This window comes from Streptomyces sp. NPDC026301 (assembly GCF_055567935.1).
Genome location: NZ_JBVHPN010000025.1, coordinates 1 through 19882, shown reverse-complemented (window position 1 = coordinate 19882; position 19882 = coordinate 1). Strand labels below are relative to the sequence as shown.

At 73.7% G+C, this 19882-nt stretch carries 16 protein-coding genes; 7 read left to right on the top strand and 9 right to left on the bottom strand.

The genetic code is table 11. The annotated features are described in order from the left end of the window. Window position 1: 1 nt before the first annotated feature. Window positions 2-619: a (2Fe-2S)-binding protein gene (locus tag ACZ4MH_RS31220; protein ID WP_351599851.1), complete on the bottom strand. Its 618-nt coding sequence runs from the start codon at window positions 617-619 to the stop codon at window positions 2-4. Further along, on the bottom strand, window positions 610-1509 hold the full coding sequence (locus ACZ4MH_RS31215) for an FAD binding domain-containing protein (protein ID WP_351599850.1): 900 nt from the start codon (window positions 1507-1509) through the stop codon (window positions 610-612). The genes ACZ4MH_RS31220 and ACZ4MH_RS31215 overlap by 10 nt, the downstream gene beginning before the upstream one ends. A gap of 222 nt (window positions 1510-1731) precedes the next feature. Between ACZ4MH_RS31215 and ACZ4MH_RS31210 the strand changes: the two genes are divergently transcribed. From ACZ4MH_RS31210 to ACZ4MH_RS31200, 3 genes are all read left to right on the top strand, one after another. Beyond that, complete coding sequence (locus ACZ4MH_RS31210; protein ID WP_467754807.1) at window positions 1732-3399, top strand: PucR family transcriptional regulator; 1668 nt, start codon at window positions 1732-1734, stop codon at window positions 3397-3399. An 88-nt stretch (window positions 3400-3487) separates the two neighbouring features. Continuing rightward, window positions 3488-4777, top strand: coding sequence for a DUF1266 domain-containing protein (locus ACZ4MH_RS31205; protein ID WP_467754806.1), 1290 nt, complete (start codon window positions 3488-3490; stop codon window positions 4775-4777). Between the two features lie 639 nt (window positions 4778-5416). Beyond that, the gene (locus ACZ4MH_RS31200; protein WP_467754805.1) at window positions 5417-6271 is read left to right on the top strand and encodes a hypothetical protein; all 855 of its coding nucleotides are present in this window, start codon (window positions 5417-5419) and stop codon (window positions 6269-6271) included. Between the two features lie 31 nt (window positions 6272-6302). Here the strand turns inward: ACZ4MH_RS31200 and ACZ4MH_RS31195 are convergent, their stop codons facing one another. Further along, window positions 6303-7127 (bottom strand): GntR family transcriptional regulator, encoded by an 825-nt coding sequence (locus ACZ4MH_RS31195; RefSeq protein WP_467754804.1) that lies wholly within the window; start codon window positions 7125-7127, stop codon window positions 6303-6305. A 116-nt stretch (window positions 7128-7243) separates the two neighbouring features. Between ACZ4MH_RS31195 and ACZ4MH_RS31190 the strand changes: the two genes are divergently transcribed. Next, window positions 7244-8092 (top strand): (2Fe-2S)-binding protein, encoded by an 849-nt coding sequence (locus ACZ4MH_RS31190; RefSeq protein ID WP_351601452.1) that lies wholly within the window; start codon window positions 7244-7246, stop codon window positions 8090-8092. Window positions 8093-8319: 227 nt separating this feature from the next. Beyond that, the gene (locus tag ACZ4MH_RS31185) at window positions 8320-9453 is read left to right on the top strand and encodes a DUF2637 domain-containing protein (RefSeq protein WP_351601449.1); all 1134 of its coding nucleotides are present in this window, start codon (window positions 8320-8322) and stop codon (window positions 9451-9453) included. 153 nt (window positions 9454-9606) lie between these two features. On the opposite strand, the gene ACZ4MH_RS31180 is transcribed toward ACZ4MH_RS31185, so the two are convergent. The 6 genes from ACZ4MH_RS31180 to rsgA all read right to left on the bottom strand — a co-directional run bounded on the left by ACZ4MH_RS31180 (window position 9607) and on the right by rsgA (window position 16781). Continuing rightward, window positions 9607-10089: an ATP-binding protein gene (locus ACZ4MH_RS31180; protein WP_351601446.1), complete on the bottom strand. Its 483-nt coding sequence runs from the start codon at window positions 10087-10089 to the stop codon at window positions 9607-9609. 422 nt (window positions 10090-10511) lie between these two features. Next, on the bottom strand, window positions 10512-12254 hold the full coding sequence (locus tag ACZ4MH_RS31175; protein ID WP_351601442.1) for a pyruvate dehydrogenase: 1743 nt from the start codon (window positions 12252-12254) through the stop codon (window positions 10512-10514). A 159-nt stretch (window positions 12255-12413) separates the two neighbouring features. Next, window positions 12414-13493, bottom strand: coding sequence for a protein phosphatase 2C domain-containing protein (locus tag ACZ4MH_RS31170; RefSeq protein ID WP_351601438.1), 1080 nt, complete (start codon window positions 13491-13493; stop codon window positions 12414-12416). A gap of 63 nt (window positions 13494-13556) precedes the next feature. Next, entirely contained in the window at window positions 13557-14063 is a 507-nt protein-coding gene (locus tag ACZ4MH_RS31165) for a methylated-DNA--[protein]-cysteine S-methyltransferase (protein ID WP_351601435.1), read from the bottom strand. Next, window positions 14041-15504 carry a DNA-3-methyladenine glycosylase 2 family protein gene (locus tag ACZ4MH_RS31160; protein WP_467754803.1) on the bottom strand — a complete coding sequence of 488 codons (1464 nt, stop codon included), beginning with the start codon at window positions 15502-15504 and terminating at the stop codon, window positions 14041-14043. Before ACZ4MH_RS31160 ends, ACZ4MH_RS31165 begins: the two co-directional genes overlap by 23 nt. A 155-nt stretch (window positions 15505-15659) precedes the next feature. Next, on the bottom strand, window positions 15660-16781 hold the full coding sequence (gene rsgA / locus ACZ4MH_RS31155; RefSeq protein WP_351598262.1) for a ribosome small subunit-dependent GTPase A: 1122 nt from the start codon (window positions 16779-16781) through the stop codon (window positions 15660-15662). A gap of 429 nt (window positions 16782-17210) precedes the next feature. Here rsgA and ACZ4MH_RS31150 point away from each other — a divergent pair, with 429 nt between their 5' ends. Both ACZ4MH_RS31150 and ACZ4MH_RS31145 read left to right on the top strand, forming a co-directional pair. Continuing rightward, window positions 17211-18176: a serine/threonine-protein kinase gene (locus tag ACZ4MH_RS31150; protein WP_351598265.1), complete on the top strand. Its 966-nt coding sequence runs from the start codon at window positions 17211-17213 to the stop codon at window positions 18174-18176. Window positions 18177-18325: 149 nt separating this feature from the next. Further along, window positions 18326-19777 (top strand): amino acid permease, encoded by a 1452-nt coding sequence (locus ACZ4MH_RS31145; RefSeq protein WP_351598319.1) that lies wholly within the window; start codon window positions 18326-18328, stop codon window positions 19775-19777. Window positions 19778-19882: the final 105 nt, after the last annotated feature.

Below are 19882 nucleotides of genomic sequence, written 5' to 3'. Positions count from 1 at the left end.
GTCAGGCCCCCGTTCCTGCGGTTTCGGACTCCCCGCGGGCGGCCGCGAGACGGACCGCGTCGAGGATCTTCTCGTAGCCCGTGCAGCGGCACAGGTTGCCCGACAGCGCCTCGCGGATGTCGGCGTCGGAGGGCTGGCTGTTGCGCTCCAGCAGCTCATCGGCGGCGACCAGCAGGCCGGGCGTGCAGAAGCCGCACTGGACGGCGCCCGCGTCGATGAACGCCTGCTGGATGGGCGAGAGCGGTACCTGCTCGCCGGTCCGGCTGTCGCCCGTACCGGCCGGCTTGGCGGCCCAGCCCTTAGCCCGGTCCAGCGTCGTGCCCTTGGCGCCGCAGGCGCCCGTCGCGCAGCCGCCGTGCTCGGCGCGCTGCTGCGCGAAGTCGGCGAGGCCCTCGACGGTGACGACCTCGCGGCCCTCGACCTGGCCGGCCGCGACCAGACAGGAGCACACCGGCACCCCGTCGAGGCGGACCGTGCAGGAGCCGCACTCGCCCTGCTCGCAGGCGTTCTTCGAACCCGGCAGGCCCATCCGCTCGCGCAGCACGTACAGCAGGCTCTCGCCTTCCCAGACGTCGTCGGCCGTCTGCTCGCGGCCGTTGACGGTGAATTTCACGCGCACTGTGCGCCTCCTTGTGCTGTGCGACCGTCGCCGCGGTAGGACTCCCAGACCCAGCCGAGCGTGCGGCGGGCCATGATGCCGACCGCGTGCCGGCGGTACTTCGCGCTGCCGCGCACGTCGTCGATCGGATTGCAGGCGCCGCTCGCCAGCTGGGCGAACTGCTTCGCCACGGACGGCGGAACCGGCGCGCCGGACTCCCAGTGGCCGCCCTCCTCCAACGCCGCGGCGAGGAAGGTCTCCGCCTCCTTGGCGCGTACGGGGGTGGGCGCGGCCGAGCCGATGCCGGTACGGACGGTCTTCGTCTCCGGGTGCAGCGCGATGCCGAACGCGCACACCGCGATCACCATGGCGTTGCGCGTGCCGACCTTGGAGAACTGCTGCGGGCCCGTGGCCTTGGGCAGGTGGACGGCGCGGATCAGCTCGTCCTGCTCCATGGCGTTGCGCTTCACGCCGAGGTAGAACTCGTCGATGGGGATCATGCGGCGGCCGCGCACCGACTCCACCTCGACCTCGCCGCCGGACGCCAGCAGCGCGGGGTGCGCGTCGCCCGCGGGGGACGCCGTGCCGAGGTTGCCGCCGACGCCGCCGCGGTTGCGGATCTGCGGAGACGCGACGGTGTGCGAGGCGAGGGCCAGGCCCGGCAGCTCGGCGCGCAGGTTCTCCATGATCTCGGTGTACGAGACGGAGGCACCGAGCCGTACCGTGTCCGCACCGGACTCCCACTCCCGCAGATCACCGATGCGGTTCAGATCCATCAGGTACTCGGGGCGGCGGTGGTCGAAGTTGATCTCGACCATCACGTCCGTGCCACCCGCGATCGGCACAGCGGTGGGGTGCTCGGCCTTCGCGGCGAGCGCCTCCTCCCAGCTGGCGGGGCGAAGGAAGTCCATGCGTGGCTCTCTTCTCCGGAGTTGTTCAGCGGTTGTTCATGTTTCTGTTACGTGATGTGACCCAGTACACGTGCCAGTCAGGTACCCGGTGCAGTCACCGAAACCATGAAGCGGTTGGCTGGCCAGGGCGGCCGTCTTGTAGATTCGAACGAAAAGCGGGGCCCGGCAACCTCGCGGTATTCCACCGGCAACACCAGACAGAAAGATCGGCGGGCGACGTCCATGCGGCTCCGCGCACTCCTGGAAACCGACTCCCTGGGCCTGCGGCTGCTCGGGGGCGAGGACGAGCTGGACCGAACGGTCCGCGGCGTGATGACCACCGACCTGCGCGACCCCAGCCGCTACCTCTCGGGGGGCGAGCTCGTGCTCTCCGGGCTCGCCTGGCGGCACGCGCCGGAGGACTCCGAGCCGTTCGTACGCATCCTGGCCCAGGCCGGGGTCGCCGGTCTCGCGGCCGGCACGGCGGAGCTGGGCCCGGTCCCCGAGGACCTGGTCGCGGCCTGCGCGCGCCACCGCCTGCCGCTCTTCTCCGTCACCGAGTCGGTCTCCTTCGCCACGGTCACCGAGTACGTCGTACGGCAGGTCTCCGGCGAGCGGGCCGGCGACCTGGCCGCGGTCGTCGACCGGCACCGCCGCCTGATGACGTCGGGCCCGGCGGGCGGCGGCCCCGAGGTCGTCCTGGACCTGCTCGGCTCCGACCTCGACCTGCGCGCCTGGGTCCTCTCCCCCACCGGACGGCGGATCGCGGGCGCGGCGCCGGGCGGCGACTCCACGCCGGCCGGGGACGCGGCGGTCGGCGCCCGGCTGGCGGGCGAGCACCTGGCGGCGGCGCGCAGCGGGCGGCGCAGCCCGCACCGCGTCCTGCTCGGCAACGCGACGTACTCCCTCTTCCCCATCCGCAGCGGCGGCCGCGACCTGCGCGAGACCGTGCTCTCGGACTGGCTGCTGGCCGTCGAGGCGGACGCCGGTGACTGGCCGGCGGAGCGGCTGGACCTGCTGCAGGGCGTCACGCAGCTGATCGCCGTGGAGCGGGACCGGCGCGACGCGGCCCGCACGGTGCGCCGACGGCTCGCGCAGGAGGTGCTGGAGCTCGTACAGACCGGTGCCCCGCCCGCGGAGATCGCCGCCCGGCTGCGGGTCGCCGCGCCCGTGCTGCTGCCGGGCCTGGGCACGGCGCCGCACTGGCAGGTCGTGGTCGCGCGCGTCGAGTGGGACGGCGGGGACCTGCCCGGCGGCCCGGTCGCGCAGACCCTCCTCGAAGAGATCCTGGTCGACCCCGGCAGCGCGGGCCCCGACCCGGCGGACCGCATCGCCGTGGCGCACACGGGGGACGAGGCGGTCGCGCTGGTACCGCTGCCCGCGCTGCACGAGGACGACGCGGACACCAAGACCGAGGGGCTGAACGCCGAGGAACTGCTCCGGGCGGTCCAGGAGCCGCTGGCCCGCGGGCTGTCCGACGACGGCCGGCTCACCATCGGCGTCAGCGCCGCCGTCCACTCGGCGGAGGGGCTGCGCGGCGCGCTGGAGGAGGCCCGGCACGCCCGCCGGGTCGCGGCGGCCCGGCCGGGCCCGGTGGCCGCCGCAGGGCACGAGGAGCTGGCCTCGCACGTCCTGCTGCTCCCCTTCGTGCCCGACGACGTGCGCCGCGCCTTCACGGCCCGGCTCCTGGACCCGCTGCGGGACTACGACCGCCGGCACCGCGCCGAGCTGATCCCCACCCTGGAGGCGTTCCTCGACAGCGACGGCTCCTGGACCCGCTGCGCCGGCCGCCTGCACCTGCACGTCAACACCCTGAGGTACCGCGTCGGCCGCATCGAGCAGCTCACCGGTCGGGACCTGTCCCGCCTGGAGGACAAGCTGGACTTCTTCCTGGCCCTGCGGATGACGTGAGCACCGCCGGCCGGGCTCCGCGCGTCGATGTGATCACCGCGCGACAGGCGCTGCACCGCCGGTGATCACCGCTCGATAGGCTTTGCCCATGGCGATGACGAACGGGCCGGAGGCGGCCGCCGAGCCGGGCCCCGCGGAACGGGAACCGGCGGCCCCGGCCTGGCAGGCGCCGAGCGAGGTCGAGCAGCGGCTGTACGACGCGAAGACGCGCGGGGACTGGGCCGCCTACTTCGAGGTACTGGGCCACACCGAGCTCTTCATCGCCGACTCCCGCGCGGCGGCCGACGCCCACCCGGGCACGGTGCGCTTCCAGCCGTACTGGGACCAGCGCACCGGCACCCCGTGCCTGGCCGTCTTCACCGCCGGCATGCTGCCCGCGCCCGTCGAGGACCCGGTCTTCTTCTCCGCCTCCCTGGACTGGTACGCCCGCAAGTGGGAGCCGCACGACCCGCCGTGGCTCGCCGTGAACCCGGGCAGCCCGTGCGAGGCGTACTTCCCGACCTCCCCCGAGCACCGGACCGTCTGGCGGCAGCACGGCTCCGACGCCGGCACCTGCGGCTGCAGCCATGAACACATGCGGCTGCGCGCCCTGCACGTGGGCGGCCCGCTGCACGGCCCGGTGGCGCACGGTCTCGCGTGCGGGGCCCTGCTGTTCGTCAAGAACGGCGAGCTGTGGAACTCCATGGCGTACCACGGCGGCGGCTACACCCACGAGAAGGCCCGGCTCAAGGAATGGTGGGGCGTCACCAGCCGCGAGGACTGGCTCAGCACCCAGAACCGGCTGCTCCAGGCCGACATGGTGAGCGAGGTCTGGGAGTTCGCGCTCGCGGTGCGGCGGTCGCTCGCGCTGGACTTCGCGGGCGCGGTGAGCGTGGACCACTGGCGCGAGGTGGCCGAACGCGTGCTGCGCCACAACGCCGCGAAGGGCGCCGAAGTACGGCTCACCCCCGACGGCGTGACGAAGAGCGAGCCGCCCAGCGACGCCGAGGTCGCCTCCCAGGTCGCCGGGATGCGGCGGCTCATCGGCCGCATCGCACGGTACGAGGCGCGGTTCCGCGCGGACGGGGTGCTCGGCGCGGACAAGTTCGTGCGGTCCGTCGAGGCGTGGGACTACGGACGCGCTTCGGGCATGGCCCGCTGGGGGCTCGGCGCCCGTTACTGCACCTTGGAGGAGGCCGAGCAAGCGGTTCTCCGGGCCGGGCGCGCCGCGCGGAACACCTATCGGTCGTGGGAGGACTTCGCCGCCGGGTACGTCCTCGGCCGCTGCCTTCACTTCGACGACGAGGAGTTCGGTACGTGGTACGAGGAGATGGCGACCTGCCACCGCATCCTCACCACCGACCCGGCCAGCCCGTGGCGGAACATCCCCTGGGAGTAGGGCGCGTCTTTCGGATCATCCCGGGGCCGCGACTCCCCCAGCTACCGCTGGGAGGTGCCCCCAGGCACGGCACCTCGCGGCGTTGTCGCAATGCCCACGTACAACCCGGTACGAGGGCAATGCTCCGCCTTGCGATGCTCCCCCGTAGCCCTGAACGGGCACGGGAGGTGCCCCCAGCACCAGACGCCGCGACCTGATCCGGGCTGATCCAAAAGACACGCCCTAGGGCCACGCGGTCGGCGCGGAGGATGATCTTCACCCCGCCACGCGTCCACCGCCGCCTCCGTCACCGGGCCCGCCCGCCGGGAGCACGGGGCGTACGGCGCACCGCGCGCGGCGCACGGCCGAGGGCGCGACTCCGGGTCACCCCTTCGAGCGGCTTTCGGTCTCCCTCGCGGCGGCGATCGAAGCGCCAGGTCAGGGCGCCCGACGACAGACCGCCCGGTCGGACACCCGCACCGGAGCGCCGCGTTCGACTCTCCTAGCGGCTCAACTCCGGTCCGTACACGGCCCACCGGAGATTGTGAAATCATTCACCCAACCCCTTGGCCCCACGCCGAAATCCGTGCTGAGATTCGCCCACTGCTTCCAGTCCAGCTCAAAGGTGCGCTCGGGGAGGGCAATGTGGCGGACACCGCCATGCCGGAATCTGCCGAATCGGACGGGTCCGAAGGATCTGTCGAACGACTGCCGGTGCCGGGAGCACCGGTGACGGGACTGCCGGCGGCCAGGACCGCAGGCCCGGCCGCGGACGGGGTGGGGGACGACCCACTGGACCGAGCGGTCTGGCGGCTCCGGTCCCGCGGCTGCTGGGAGGACGCGGCCGCACTGCTCGCGCCGCACACCGCGGCCCACCCGACCGCCGCACTCCGCCGCGCGGCGCTCCTCGTGGAGCGCTGCATGTTCACCGGCGCCGGCTGGGCCGAGGCCGAGGACGCGCTGCGGTACGCCGAGGCCCGTGCGGGCACCGACGACGAGCGCGGCGACGCGGCCTGCGAGCGCGGCCATCTCGCCTACGCCGCCACGGTCCTGGGCGTACGCGACCGCGCCGACGAGGCCAGGGCGGCGCTCGGCCGCGCCGCGGCGCTGCTGCCGCCGGCCGCCGCGGGGCGCGCGCTGCTGGACTTCCGGCGCGGCCTGATGGCCGAGCACATCGCCGACAGCCCGCAGTCCGCGCGGGCCGCCTACCGCCGCGCGCACGCCGCCGCCACCGCGCACGACGACTCGCTCCTGCTCTCCTTCACCTGGCGCCATCTGGCCGGACTCGCCCTGCGCGACGGCGAGTTGGCGGAGGCCCGGCACGGCTTCACCGAATCCCTGCGGATCCGCGAGGAACTGGGCTACCTGATCGGCACGGCCCCGGCCCTGGCCGCCCTCGCGGACGCCGCGCCGGAGGAGGACGCGGCCCGCCTCCGCGCCGAGGCCGCCCGCCTCTTCCGCCTCATGGACGGCGTACCGACATGGCTGGCCGACCAGCTGCCGTCGGCGGCGTAAGGGCCGGGACGGTGGCGTAACGGCCGAAGCCTCAGTGGAGGAAGCGGCTCCCCGTGAGGTGGTCGCGGGCTATGCGTTCGGCGAGGGGGGCGTCCCCGGCTATGAGGGCGTCGAGGAGGGCCATGTGGTCCGAGGCGTCGGCCAGCAGGTCGGCGACGCCGACCCTCGTGCCGGCGCACGGCCAGGCCGTGCGGCGCTGCACGTCGTCGGCGACGAGGGTCAGCTGGCGGTTGCCGGTCAGCGCGACGAGCGCACGGTGGAAGGCCCGGTCCGCCTCGGCGTAGCCGACGCAGTCGCCGTGGCCCGCCGCCGTGACGGTCGCGGCGGCCAGCGGGCGCAGCTCCTCCCAGCACTCGGGGGGCAGCGTGCGGGCCAGCCGCAGTACGGCCGGCACCTCCAGCATGGCCCGTACCTCCGCCAGTTCGGCGAGGTCGCGGGGGGTGCGCTCGGCGACCCGGAAGCCGCGGTTGGGGACCACCTCGACCGCGCCCTCGACGGCGAGCTGCTGCATCGCCTCGCGGACCGGCGTCGGCGACACGCCGAAACTGTCGGCGAGCGCGGGCGCCGAGTAGACGGCGCCGGGGGCCAGCTCGCCGGAGAGCAGCGCGTCGCGGAGCGCGGCCAGGACCTGGGCGCGTACGGAGTGCCGCTGCGGCTTGCGTACGGAGGGCGCGGCGGGCGGCGCGGCGGGGGCTACCGGCGGCGGGGCGGCGACGGCGTGGGTGACGGCGCCGTCGGCGTCGGCCGGGTGCCGTCCGCGTATCGCCTCGGGGTGGCCCTGCACCCCCTCGGGGCGCCCCTGTACGGGCACGCGGGCGCGTATTCGCGACGGCTGTTCCGCTCCGCGCTGCTCCATGGGGTACCTCCTGATGTCCTTGAGCACCATAGGCGGCCCCTGCCGCAGTTCAAACCTCGGAGACTTCCGCTAAGGTAAGCCTTACCTGCCAACGACGCGATTCGGTGGTCCTCCGCATGCCTTCTTCCGTCCTCGCCGCCCCGCCGTCCCCTTCCCCCGTGACCGGCGCGTATGCCCGGCTCACGGAGGTGTTCCCGGGCCTGCGGGTGACCGAGCTCGGGCCGCGGGACGCGGCCCCGGCGGGCGAGGACTGGACGAGCGCGGCGGAGCTGGCGGCCGGCGGCGCGGCCCTGGACGCCTTCCTCGCCTGGGACGACGCACAGGTGATCAAGAACTACGGGAAGCGTGCACGCGCCGACGTGGTCGCCAGCTTCGGCCTGCACCGGTACGCCTGGCCGGCCTGCCTACTGATCACCATGCCGTGGTTCCTGCACCGCCGGGTGCCCCGGCTGCCCGCCGGCGCCGTCTTCTTCCCGCGCGAGCTGGGCCACGCGGCCGTACGGATCACCTCGTTCGCGTGCCTGCCCGACGACACCGCGGCCGAGCTGCCGGGAGCCGTCGTGGTGCCCGACGAGGAGGCGCTGCGCGGCGAGGTGCGGGCCGCGGTCGCCGAGCACCTCGGGCCGGTACTGGACGGCTTCCGGCCCCGCGTGCGGCGCGGCCCGCGCGCCCTGTGGGGCATGGCGACGGACGAGATCGTCGAGGGGCTGTGGTACCTCGGCCATCTGCTCGGCGAGGAGCCGCGCGCGGTGGCCGAGGTGGCGCGGCTGCTGCCGGGCACGACGGCGCCGTACGTCGGCGGCGCGGGCTTCCGCGAGCTGACCGGCCCGGCCGGCGAGCGGCTCCCGACGCGGGACCGCGCGAGCTGCTGCATGTTCTACACCGTGCGCCCGGAGGACACCTGCGTCACCTGCCCGCGCACCTGCGACGCCGACCGGGTCGCGCGGCTCACCGCGAGCGCCTGACCCGAGCGCTCCGCTCCCCCGCCACAGCGCACTGCTCCCCTGCCACCCGATCGAGTGGCGACAATCGAACTCAACTGCCGCCGCCCTCAAGGCTGTGCGAACAGTTTGCCCCTCTCGGCGGCCCTGGCCGCCTCCTTGGCGTCCTCTTGCCCCGAAAACCCCTGCCGTACCGGCCGGCTCCGCCAGGATGTCGCGCGAAACGCGTACCGCGATGCAAGGGGTCCCAGATGAGAATGACGGACATATCGCTGGACTGGCTCGTCCCGGGAGCCCTGCTGCTCGTCGGCGTCACGGCGGCCGTGGCGGTGGTCCTGCGCGGCAAGCAGAGCGCGGACAAGACGGCGGCCGACGACTCCTGGGAGCGCAGCGAGGAACGCCGGCGCCGCAAGGAGGCCGTCTACGGCTCGGCGTCGTACCTGCTGCTCTTCTGCTGCGCCGCGGTGGCGGCCGCGCTCTCCTTCCACGGCCTGGTCGGCTTCGGCCGGCAGAACCTCAACCTCTCCGGGGGTTGGGAGTACCTGGTGCCGTTCGGCCTGGACGGCGCCGCGATGTTCTGCTCTGTACTGGCCGTGCGCGAGGCCAGCCACGGTGACGCGGCGCTCGGCTCGCGGATGCTGGTGTGGACGTTCGCGGGCGCGGCCGCGTGGTTCAACTGGGTGCACGCGCCGCGCGGCCTGGACCACGCGGGCGCGCCGCAGTTCTTCGCGGGCATGTCCCTGTCGGCCGCGGTCCTCTTCGACCGGGCGCTGAAGCAGACCCGCAGGGCGGCGCTGCGCGAACAGGGCCTGGTGCCCAGGCCGCTGCCGCAGATCCGTATCGTGCGCTGGCTGCGGGCCCCGCGCGAGACCTTCGCCGCCTGGTCGCTGATGCTCCTGGAGAACGTACGGAGCCTGGACGAGGCGGTCGAGGAGGTACGCGAGGACCGCCGCGAGGAGGAGCAGGCCCGGCGGCGCCGGCGCGAGCAGGGCAAGCTGGACCGGGCCCGGGTGAAGGCGCTGAACCGGCAGCACCGGTGGGGGCGCGGCGCCCGCCAGGTGCCGGCCGTGACGGCCGGGCGGCCGGTGGCCCAGCAGGCCGAGGCCCCGGCGATCGAGGGCCAGGCGGCCGGCGGCCGGACGGGCGACACCCCCGCGATAGAGGCGCCGCCCCTGACCGAGAGCCCCGCCGCCGAAGCGGAGCCCGCTCCGGGCGGCCGGCCGCGGTCGCGCCCCACACTGACGGCCGTGACCGGCCGCGCCGGCGGCGCCGAGCGGCAGGGCCGGCGGACCGTGGACCTCACCGCCGAGGACGACACCCAGACGATCCCGCGCCTTGACTCCCTGGAGGAGAAACTCGCCGAGATCGAGCGGCAGTTCGGCTGAGCGCCGGGCGAGCCGACGACCGAGCGGCTGTACCGCGACCGAGCGGGGGGGGGGGGGGGGGGGGGGGGGGGGGGGGGGGGGGGTTGGGGGGGGGGGGGGGGGGGGCGGGCCCCTGGGTTCCCCCCCCCGCCGCCTCGTCCGCTCACGCGCGGCTCACGCCGCCGTGCCGCCCAGTTCGAACCACACGCACTTGCCCACCCCGTGCATCCGTATGCCCCAGGCGTCCGCGAGCGAGCGCACCAGCATCAGTCCTCTCCCCGAAGTGCCTTCGGTGGTCGGTCTGCGGGGCTGCGGCCGCCGGGACACGAAGTCCCGTACTTCCACCCGCAGGCGGTCGGTGACCGTCACGGTCACCACGGCGCCCCGGTCGGTGTGCACCAGGGCGTTGGTGACCAGCTCGCTGATGAGCAGCTCCGCGATGTCCGACCTGCCGGAATCCCCCCAGTGGACCAGCAGTTGACGCAGGTCCCTGCGGACCTCCGCCACCGCCGTCAGGTCGGCGCGGCGCAGCCGGTGCCGGATGGCCCTCGGCCGCTGCCCTTCCCTCCATGTGCCGCCACGGCCGTCGAGGGGGCCGGTGACCGGCCCGTCGATCCGTCCGTGCAGTTGCTCGCCCCCTACAGGCTGACGCTTCATCCTCCCCGCCCCGAGCGCTCCGGTGTGTCCGATCTTCATCCCCGATCTCTCGAACAACCTCAGATCGATGCATGCCCATCGGGATACGACCCAAGCTTCGTCCGCTGCTTCCGCATATGCCACGAGATGCCCGGCTGGTCCCGACCAAGGTCCGGCCCGGCTGTCATGACAAGGGCGGGAACGCGGCCGTGGCGCGGCCGTCCGTAGAACGAATTCGCCTTCGCTGTCGACCGGCCCGCTGCCGCAGCCGGTGCGGCGCGTCCCGGAGGAGCCGTCGAGGCGCGGGGTCCGCCGAGTGGCCCGGTGCGGCTACGCCCGCGTCCGGGCCGCCGCGGCACGGCGGCGCAGCCCGGAAGCTCCTGATTCCTCCCGCCACGGCCGGGCACAGGTGCGGGGCATGTGCCCCGCTGCGCGGTAACGGCTCAGAAGCGTGGGATGTTGCGGAGGTTGGACCGGGCCATCTGCACCATCCGGCCCACGCCGCCGTCCAGCACGATCTTGCCCGCCGAGAGCGCGAAGCCGGTCACCATGTCGGCGCTGATCTTCGGCGGGATGGACAGCGCGTTCGGGTCGGTGACGATGTCGACGAGCGCGGGCCCGTTGTGTTTGAAGGCGTCCCGCAGCGCGCCCCGCAGGTGCTTGGGCTTCTCCACGCGGACGCCGTACGCGCCCGCCGCCCGGGCGATGGCCGCGAAGTCGGGGTTCTGGTTGTCGGTGCCGTACGAGGGCAGCCCCGCCACCAGCATCTCCAGCTCGACCATCCCGAGCGAGGAATTGTTGAACAACACGACCTTCACCGGAAGGTTGTGCTGGACCAGGGTGAGGAAGTCGCCCATGAGCATGGAGAATCCGCCGTCCCCTGACATCGAGACGACCTGCCGCCGGCGGTCGGTCAGCTGCGCGCCGATGGCCTGCGGCAGCGCGTTGGCCATCGAGCCGTGCGTGAACGAACCGATGACGCGGCGGCGCCCGTTGGGCGTGAGGTAACGCGCCGCCCAGACGTTGCACATCCCGGTGTCGACGGTGAAGACCGCGTCGTCCGAGGCCTCCTCGTCCAGTACGGAGGCGACGTACTCGGGGTGGATCGGGACGTGCCGGTCGACCTTGCGGGTGTACGCCTTGACCACGCCCTCCAGCGCGTCGGCGTGCTTCTTGAGCATCCGGTCCAGGAAGCGGCGGTTCTTCTTCTCCGCGACCAGCGGGGTCAGGCAGCGCAGCGTCTCCCGTACGTCGCCCCAGACGGCCAGGTCCAGCGTGGAGCGGCGGCCGAGGTGCTCGGCACGCACGTCGACCTGCACGATGGGCACGTCGTCCGGGAGGAAGGCGTTGTACGGGAAGTCCGTGCCGAGCAGGATCAGCAGATCGCACTCGTGCGTGGCCTCATAGGCGGCGCCGTATCCGAGCAGACCGCTCATGCCCACGTCGTACGGATTGTCGTACTGGATCCACTCCTTGCCGCGCAGTGCGTGGCCGACGGGCGACTTGATCTTCTCGGCCAGTTCCATGACCTCGGCGTGTGCGCCCGCCGTACCGCTGCCGCAGAAGAGCGTGACCTTGCCGGCCTGGTCGATCATGCGGGCGAGCTGCGCGATCTCGGCGTCACCGGGGCGCACGGAGGGCCGCGTGGTGACCAGCGCGTGTTCCTCGGCGCGCTCGGGGGCCGGCTCGCCCGCGATGTCGCCGGGCAGCGCGACCACGGAGACGCCGCTGCGGCCCACCGCGTGCTGGATCGCGGTCTGCAGGACGCGCGGCATCTGCCGGGTGTTGGAGATCAGCTCGCAGTAGTGGCTGCACTCCTGGAAGAGCTGGTCGGGGTGGGTCTCCTGGAAGAAGCTGGTGCCGATCTCGCTGGACGGGATGTGCGAGGCGAGGGCCAGTACGGGGGCCATCGAACGGTGCGCGTCGAAGAGGCCGTTGATGAGGTGGAGGTTGCCCGGGCCGCAGGAGCCGGCGCAGGCCGCGAGCCGGCCGGTGATCTGGGCCTCGGCGCCGGCCGCGAACGCCGCGACCTCCTCGTGCCGGACCTGGACCCAGTCGACGGCCGGGGTGCGGCGGATGGCGTCGACGATCGGATTGAGGCTGTCGCCGACGACTCCGTACAGCCGCTTGACCCCGGCGCGCGCCAGGATGTCGACGAACTGCTCGGCCACGGTCTGCTTCGCCATCGCGCGCACGCCCTTCGGGTGGGGATCAGTGGCTCGCGCCGCCCGTCGGGCGTTTTGCCCGTCTTCGCGGCATTGATTCGGTTCTACCACTCCCTCCCCGGGCGGAGCCGGGTCCCACACCGCGGTACGGCGGGCGGCTCAGCCGTCCCGGCGGGCGGCTCAGCTGTCCCACACCGCCGCGGCCGTGCGGTCCTTGGCGTGGCCCTTCACGCGCAGCTGGGCGTCGGCCAGGAAGGCGACCAGACCCGGCGGCTCGGTCTCCGCCCACCTCCCGGCCAGCCGCGCGGCGAAGTCGGGCGCCTCGCGCAACGGCTCGGCCAGCCCCGCGCTGCACAGCAGCAGGGTGTCGCCGGAGCGGGCCACGGAGGCGCGGAAGCGGAACGGTTCGCCGATGGCATCGGGGGCGGCTTCTGGGGTGTCCGGTGCCTCCGTGACGCCGAGGTTGGCCGCTTCGTCCGGCGGCAGCGGCGGTTCCAGGTCCTGCCAGACGCCGTCCCGGAGCCGGAAGAGGCCGCCCCCGCCGAGGCCGAAGAAGACCCGCGTGCGGCACGCCGGGTCGGCGGGCAGCAGCAGGCAGCGCAGCGAAGCGGTGTACTCATGCGGGTCCAGGCCCAGCTCGGCGGCGCGCGACCGCAGCCGCCCGTAGCCGCGGTCGGTGAGGCGCTGCAGCCCGGACTTGAGGGCCTCGCGGCGGCCGGTACGGATGTCGTCGGCCAGCCGCGCGCCGGAGCGGCCGACGGCGGCGCCGATCCAGTGGCAGGCGTCCCGCGCCGCGCGGTGCCCCTCGGGCGAGGCGTGCACACCGGAGGCGACGGCGATCAGTAGCAGGGTCTGCCGCCCGGCACCGAAGCGGGCGGTGAGCAGCGCGTCGCGGCGCGGGTCGCCGCGGTACCGGGCGGAGTCGCCGCGCACGGAGGCGGCGCGCAGCGTGAGCGTGCCGTACTGCGCGCCGTCCAGCTCGGTGTCCGGGACGAGCCCGGCGAGGTCGGCCGGATCGGCGGCGGGCAGCGCGACGGGCTCGGGCGCGTACGTGGGCGGCCGGTCCCCGACGAACTCCACGACGGGGGGCGGACTCACCGTGCTCACCGGACTCACCGCGCCGAGCGCCGAGTCGACGCGGTCGTCCAGCGAGTCCGGCGCGGTCGAGGGCCCCGCGTCACCTGGCTTGCCGTCGCCCGCTTCGTACAGCTCGCGCCACCAGTCGTCCTCGTGTCCGCGTGTGTCCCCCTGCTGACTCATGGACCGTATTGTCCATGCATGGGCGACCGCTCAACAGTGCACAAAAGAGTGCTCCGCGACGCGTCACCGGGCCGCGTCGACGCCCTCCAGGGACAGCAGCGTGCGCTTGCGGTCCAGGCCACCGGCGTAGCCGGTGAGCGAGCCGTCGGCGCCGATGACGCGGTGGCAGGGGCGGAGGATCAGCAGCGGATTCGCGCCGATCGCGGTGCCGACGGCCCGTACGGCGGGCCGCGTGGCACCGATGCGGCGGGCGATCTCCCCGTAACTGGTGGTCTCGCCGTACGGGATGGCGTCCAGCGCCGTCCAGACGCGCTCGCGGAAGGCGGTGCCGCGGGTGGTCAGCGTCAGCGCGAAGTCACGGCGCTCGCCCGCGAAGTACTCGCCGAGCTGCCGTTCCGCCTCGGCGAAGGCGGCCGGTTCTCGGGTCCAGCCGGCCTCCGGTACGACGCCGCCCTTCTGGTCGGGCAGCGAGAGCGCGGTCAGTACCGTGCCGCCGGGGGCGTCGGCCGACGGCTCGCCCACGAGGGTCAGCCGGCCGAGCGGGCTGTCAAGCAGCGTGTAGAGCGGCATGGTTGATGCTGTCCTTCGGGTCGTGGTCTTCGGGGTGAGCGGCACCGGTGTGCCGGAGGTACTCGTAGGCGTACGAGCGCCAAGGGCGCCAGCGCTCCGCCTCGGGGGCGGCGTCGGGCGGACCCACGTCCGGGTCGCCGAGGGCGCGCCGCCTGATGGCCGCGGCGGCGGCCGGGCCGACGCCCGGCAGCGCGGCGAGGGCCTGCTCGGCGGCGTCCCGGTCGGCGCCCGCTTCGAGGTCTACCGTGCCGTCGGCCAGCGCCGCGCACAGCGCCCGCAGGCCCTCGCCGAGCAGCTCATCGCCCGGAGCCGCGCCGGTCAGCTCCTCCGGGGTCGGGAAGAGGTGGGTCAGCGTGCCGTCGGGGGTGTCCAGCGGCTTGCCGTACGCACGTACAAGGGCGGCGGCGCGCTCCGGTGGCCCGCCGAGTACGGTCCGTACCGCCGGCTCCGCCGGATCGGCCGCGCCCGGCGAGCGCAGCCCGGGGCGGGCTGCGACCAGCGGCCGGAGCAGCGGGTCGGCCGACAGGCGGGCGGCGACCGCGTACGGATCGGCGTCCAGGTCGAACAGGCGGCGCAGCCGCTGGTTCGCGGTGGGCAGGTCGCGCAGGTCGGTGAGGTGCAGCCGGCAGTCGAGCCAGCCGGAGCGGGCCGGTCCGCCGGGCCCGCCGAGCCGTTCGCCGACCTCGGCGACGGCGGTGCCGTACGTGAGGCGCAGCGTGCGGCGGTACGTACGGTCCCCGGGGACGCCGATGACCTCCTCGACGCCCGGCACGGCCGCCGCCCCGAGGTCGTCGAAGATCTCCCGGGCCGCGTACGGGCCCCGGAAGGCGAGCCGCAGCGGGATGCCGCCGGGGGTGCCGTGCTCCCCGCGCGAGGTACGGCCGCGTGCCGCGGCGCGCAGCTCGCTGGGAGTGCTGCCGTAGATCTCCCGCATCGTCGCGTTGAACTGCCGCACGCTGGCGAAGCCGGCGGCGAAGGCCAGCTCGGTGACCGGCAGGCCGGTGGTCTGGAGCAGGATGCGCGCGGTGTGCGCGCGGCGGGCGCGGGCCAGGGCGACAGGGCCTGCGCCCAGCTCGGCGGTGAGCTGGCGCTGCACCTGGCGGGCGCTGTAGCCGAGCCGCGCGGCGAGGCCCGCGACGCCCTCGCGGTCGACGACGCCGTCGCCGATGAAGCGCATCGCGCGGCCCACCAGGTCGGCGCGGACGTTCCAGTCGGCCGAGCCGGGGACGGCGTCCGGGCGGCAGCGGCGGCAGGCCCGGAACCCGGCGCCCTGGGCGGCGGCAGCGGACGGGAAGAACCGCACGTTGGCCCGCTTCGGGGTGACCGCGGGGCAGCTCGGGCGGCAGTAGATGCCGGTCGTCACCACGGCGAAGAAGAATTCTCCGTCGAAGCGCGCGTCCCGGCTCGCCACCGCCTCGTACCTGCTGCTTTCGTCCCTCACGCAGTCCAGTGTGCGGCATGGGGAGGGCGGCTTCCGGCGGAAATCGGACATGGCGCTCGGGCCGGCCCGCGAGCGGTACGCGCCTCCGGACCGCGCGCAGGCAGGCCGCGGCGTCCGGGCCGCCCGCCGCGGGGCGGGCGGCCCGGACCGGCCGGCTACCCGCGCGGCCCCCGCTTCCGCTCCCCCATGTGCCGCCCGAGCGCCTGCTTCTGCTTCCAGTCCCGGCGCAGCTCGGCGCGGAGCCGGGCGTCGGTCTTGGCGACGATGCGCTGGTTCTCGCGCAGCAGCTTGCGGTAGCTGTCCAGGCGGCGCTGCGGCAGGTCGCCCGCTTCCACGGCCGCCAGCACCGCGCACCCGGGCTCGGCGGTGTGCGCGCAGTCGTGGAAGCGGCAGCGCGCGGCCAGCTCCTCGACATCGGTGAAGGTGCGGGCGAGCCCGTCCTCGGCGTCCCACATGCCGACGCCGCGCAGCCCGGGGGTGTCGATCAGCACTCCCCCGCCGGGCAGCACCAGCAGGTCGCGGGTGGTCGTGGTGTGCCGCCCCTTGCCGTCCCGGTCCCGTACGGCGTGCACGTCCTGGACGTCGGCGCCGATCACCGCGTTGGCCAGGGTGGACTTGCCCGCGCCGGACCGGCCGAGCAGGACGGAGGTGCCGCCGGCCAGCACCGCGGCGAGGACGTCCAGGCCTGCGCCGGTCGCCGCGCTCACCGCCAGTACCGGCACGCCGGGTGCGACGGTCTCGGTGTCGGCGACGAGATGGGCCAGGCCCGCCCCGTCCGGCACCAGGTCCGCCTTGGTCAGCACCACGACGGGGGTGGCGCCGCTCTCCCACGCCAGGGACACGAAGCGTTCCACGCGTCCCAGGTCGAGCTGCTCGGCGAGGGAGACGGCGACGACCGCGTGGTCGACGTTGGCGGCCAGGATCTGGCCTTCGGAGCGCTTGGAGGAGGCGGACCGCACCAGTGCGGTGCGCCGCGGGAGCAGCGCGCGGACGACGGCGTCCGGCCCGCTGCCGGGATCGATCGCGGCCCAGTCGCCGGTGCACGGCACCTTGAGCGGGTCGCCGGTGGCCACGAGCGCGGTGCCCGCGAGGACGGTACGGACGCCGCCGTCGTCGCCGGGCACGACGGCGTCCACCCGGCCGCGGTCGATGCGGACCAGGCGGCCGGGCAGCAGGCCCTGCTCGGCGTACGGGGTGAACTCCCGCGCGTACCCCTCGTCCCAGCCGTAGGCGGCGAGCGGGTGCGCGGTGGTGATGTCGGACGGGATGTCGGACAACGGGATGACCCTTCGAAGCGGGTGGTCCCGGCGGTGGGCGCGCAACTCGGGCGCACCGAAGCGGAGTTGAGGTCAGCCGGGGACCACGGAGGTGGGATGGATGATCTTCTGGATGCGGGCAGCGCCCAGCGCAGTGACAGCCATCGGTCCACACCTCCTCGTTCGTCGGATCGTTCGTCGGCGATCTCGTACGTCCACAGCCTAGAGCGGCCGCACACGCCGCCGCCAACGGTTTTTGGTATCCCGTCACCTACCCCATCACCTCCCGTTACTGAAAATCTGTCGACAATCAGCCGGCGAAATTTAGTTGCTCGAGTGCCTGCTTTCGGTCCGTGTGGCACCTGAGTAAGGTGTGGCGTCAGCCGGAGCCCCGGGGATTTCCGGCCGAATTCGCCATCACCGATTACGGGGGAAGGAACGGCACGCAGCATGGCCGCTGGCCTGTTCGAAGGGCAGTACGTATGGCATCCGGCGGCCGATGACCGGCGGCTGGCGAGTGCCTGCGTGGATGTGCGGGCCGGGCGCTACTTCAGCGCCCGGGAGGTCCTGAAGGAGAGCCGCGACGATTTCGGCGTACGGGCGCACCGTTCCCTGGTACTGGCCTCCGAGGCGGCCGATTCGGATCTGACCGAGCGCTGGCTCGCCGAGGAGCCGGGCACCGAGGCCGCGCTGCTGTGGGCGCGGGTCGCGGCGCTGCGCGCCTCCCGCGCCGCCGACGCGCAGGACCGGCACGCCACCGCACTGGGCCGAATAGCGCTCGCCGCCTGCGACCGGGCGGCCGAACTCGCGCCGCAGGACCCGACGCCGTGGGCCGCCAGGCTCTCGCTGGCCCGCTTCCAGCGCCACCTCGACCCGGCGCCGGAGGGCCTCATCACCGCGCCGCCCGGCCCCTGGTCGCTGTTCTCGCACATCCTGCGGCTGGACCCCTGGCACCGCGAGGCGCACCACCGCTTCCTTGCGTGCTTCTTCGCGCGGCACGGCGGGTCGGCGGGCGCCGCCTGGGACGTCGCCGCGTTCCTCGCGCAGCGCGCCCCGGCCACCTCGGCGCTGCGGCTGCTGCCGCTGGTGGCGGTGGTCGAGGAGTACGACCCGGGCGCGCCGCTCGCCGACCGCACGTGGGAGCAGCCGCAGTGGCGGCAGACCGCGCTGCGGATCTACCAGCACTGGCTGCCGGAGGTGGCCGGCTACCGCTTCACGCCCGTGCTGGACCTGGCGTATCTGGCGCACGCGCTGTGCATGGCGCGCCACGAGTTCGAGGCGCGGGCGGTCTTCACGGCCATGGGCCCGTACGCCTCGCGGATGCCCTGGAGCGCGTTCGGCGACCCGGCCGAGCAGCTGAGCAGGGCCCGGCGCCGGTGCGGGCTCCCCGTCCCGCACGCTCCCGACACGGGATGAGCGCCGTTCCCCCCACATCGCACCGACACCTCACTGACCGTCACCGGAAAGGTTCGTCCGTGTCCGATTCCGCATTTCTCGCCCGGGTGCGCGCCCGCAAGCGGGAGGAGCAGCCCCCCACGCTGGACGATGACGCGACCCTGCACGCCATGGGATATCCCCGGAAACTCACCCGGAGATTCCGCGCATTCGACAATTTCGCCATATCCTTCACGATCATCAACATCATATCCGGGATTTTTTCGTCCTTCGGCTTCGGCATGAATGCCGGCGGGCCCCGGATTCTGGTGTTCGGCTGGATCGCCGTATCCATTCTCGTACTGTTCATCGGCGCCTCGATGGCGGAAATCACCTCCGCCTATCCCACCAGCGGCGCGCTGTATTTCTCCGCGGGCAAGCTCGCCAAACGGCACCGCGGCGCCTGGTCCTGGTACACGGGCTGGCTGAATTTCGTGGGACAGGTCGGCGGAACGGCCGCCACCGGTTATGCGGCGGCCACCTTCATCCAGGCGTTCCTCGCGATGCAGTGGCCGTCCTATCAGGTCTCCGAGCAGCGCACGGTCCTCATCACGGCGGCGATCCTGCTGGTCCAGGCGCTGGCCAACACCTACACCGTGCATCTGGTCGCCATCTTGAACCGCATCTCGGTGTGGTGGCTGCTGGTCGGCATGGTGGTCATCGTCGTGGCCCTGACCGTGCTGCCCGAACACCACCAGTCGGCCTCGTTCGTGACGCATTTCGCCAACAACACCGGCTTCACCAACGGGCTTTACGGCGCACTGCTGGGCCTGCTCGTCACCAGCTGGACGTTCACCGGATTCGACGGCAGTTTCCACATGTCGGAGGAAACGGTGGGCGCGACCGTCAACGCGCCGAAGGGAATCATGCGGGCGATCGGCTACTCCGCCGTCGCCGGCCTGATCCTGATGCTCGCCCTGGTCTACGCGATACGCGATTACGCAGCGGAGGCGAGCGCTGACGCACCGCCCGTACAGATTCTCATCGACGCGCTCGGCACCGGCACCGCCAAGTTCCTGCTGCTGATCGTCATCGGCGCGATGCTCTTCTGCGGACTGGCCAATATGACCAGCAACACCCGGCAGATCTTCGCCTTTTCGCGGGACGGCGCGATGCCCGGCTCGCGCTGGTGGCACTCGGTCTCCGCGCGCACCCGTACGCCCGTCAAGGCGGTCTGGCTCGCCGCCGCCTGCTCGCTGGTGCTGGTGATCCCCGGCTGGTGGTCGCACACCGCCTTCACCGCCATCGTCAGCGTCAACGTCGTCGGGCTCTTCCTCGCGTACGGCGTGCCGATCTTCCTGCGGCTGCGGCTGGACACCTTCGAGCCGGGGCCGTGGAACCTGGGCCGCTGGGGCAAGCCCGTCGCGGCGGTCGCGGTGGTCTGGATCGTGCTGAGCAACGTGCTGTTCATGCTGCCGCAGGCGTCCCCGATCACGCCAGGGTCGTTCAACTACGCGCCGATCGCGCTCGCGGCGGTGCTGATCATCGCCACGGTGTGGTGGTTCGCCACCGCCCGGCACCGCTTCCAGGGCCCGGTCAGCTACGGCCGCCCGGACGAGGTGGCGGCGATGGACCTGATCTGACGACGGCCGACGCCGGTGGGGGGGGGGGGGGGGGGGGGGGGGGGGGGGGGGGGGGGGAGGGGGAGAGGGGGGGGGGGGGGGGGGGGGGGGAGAGGGGGGGTCTCT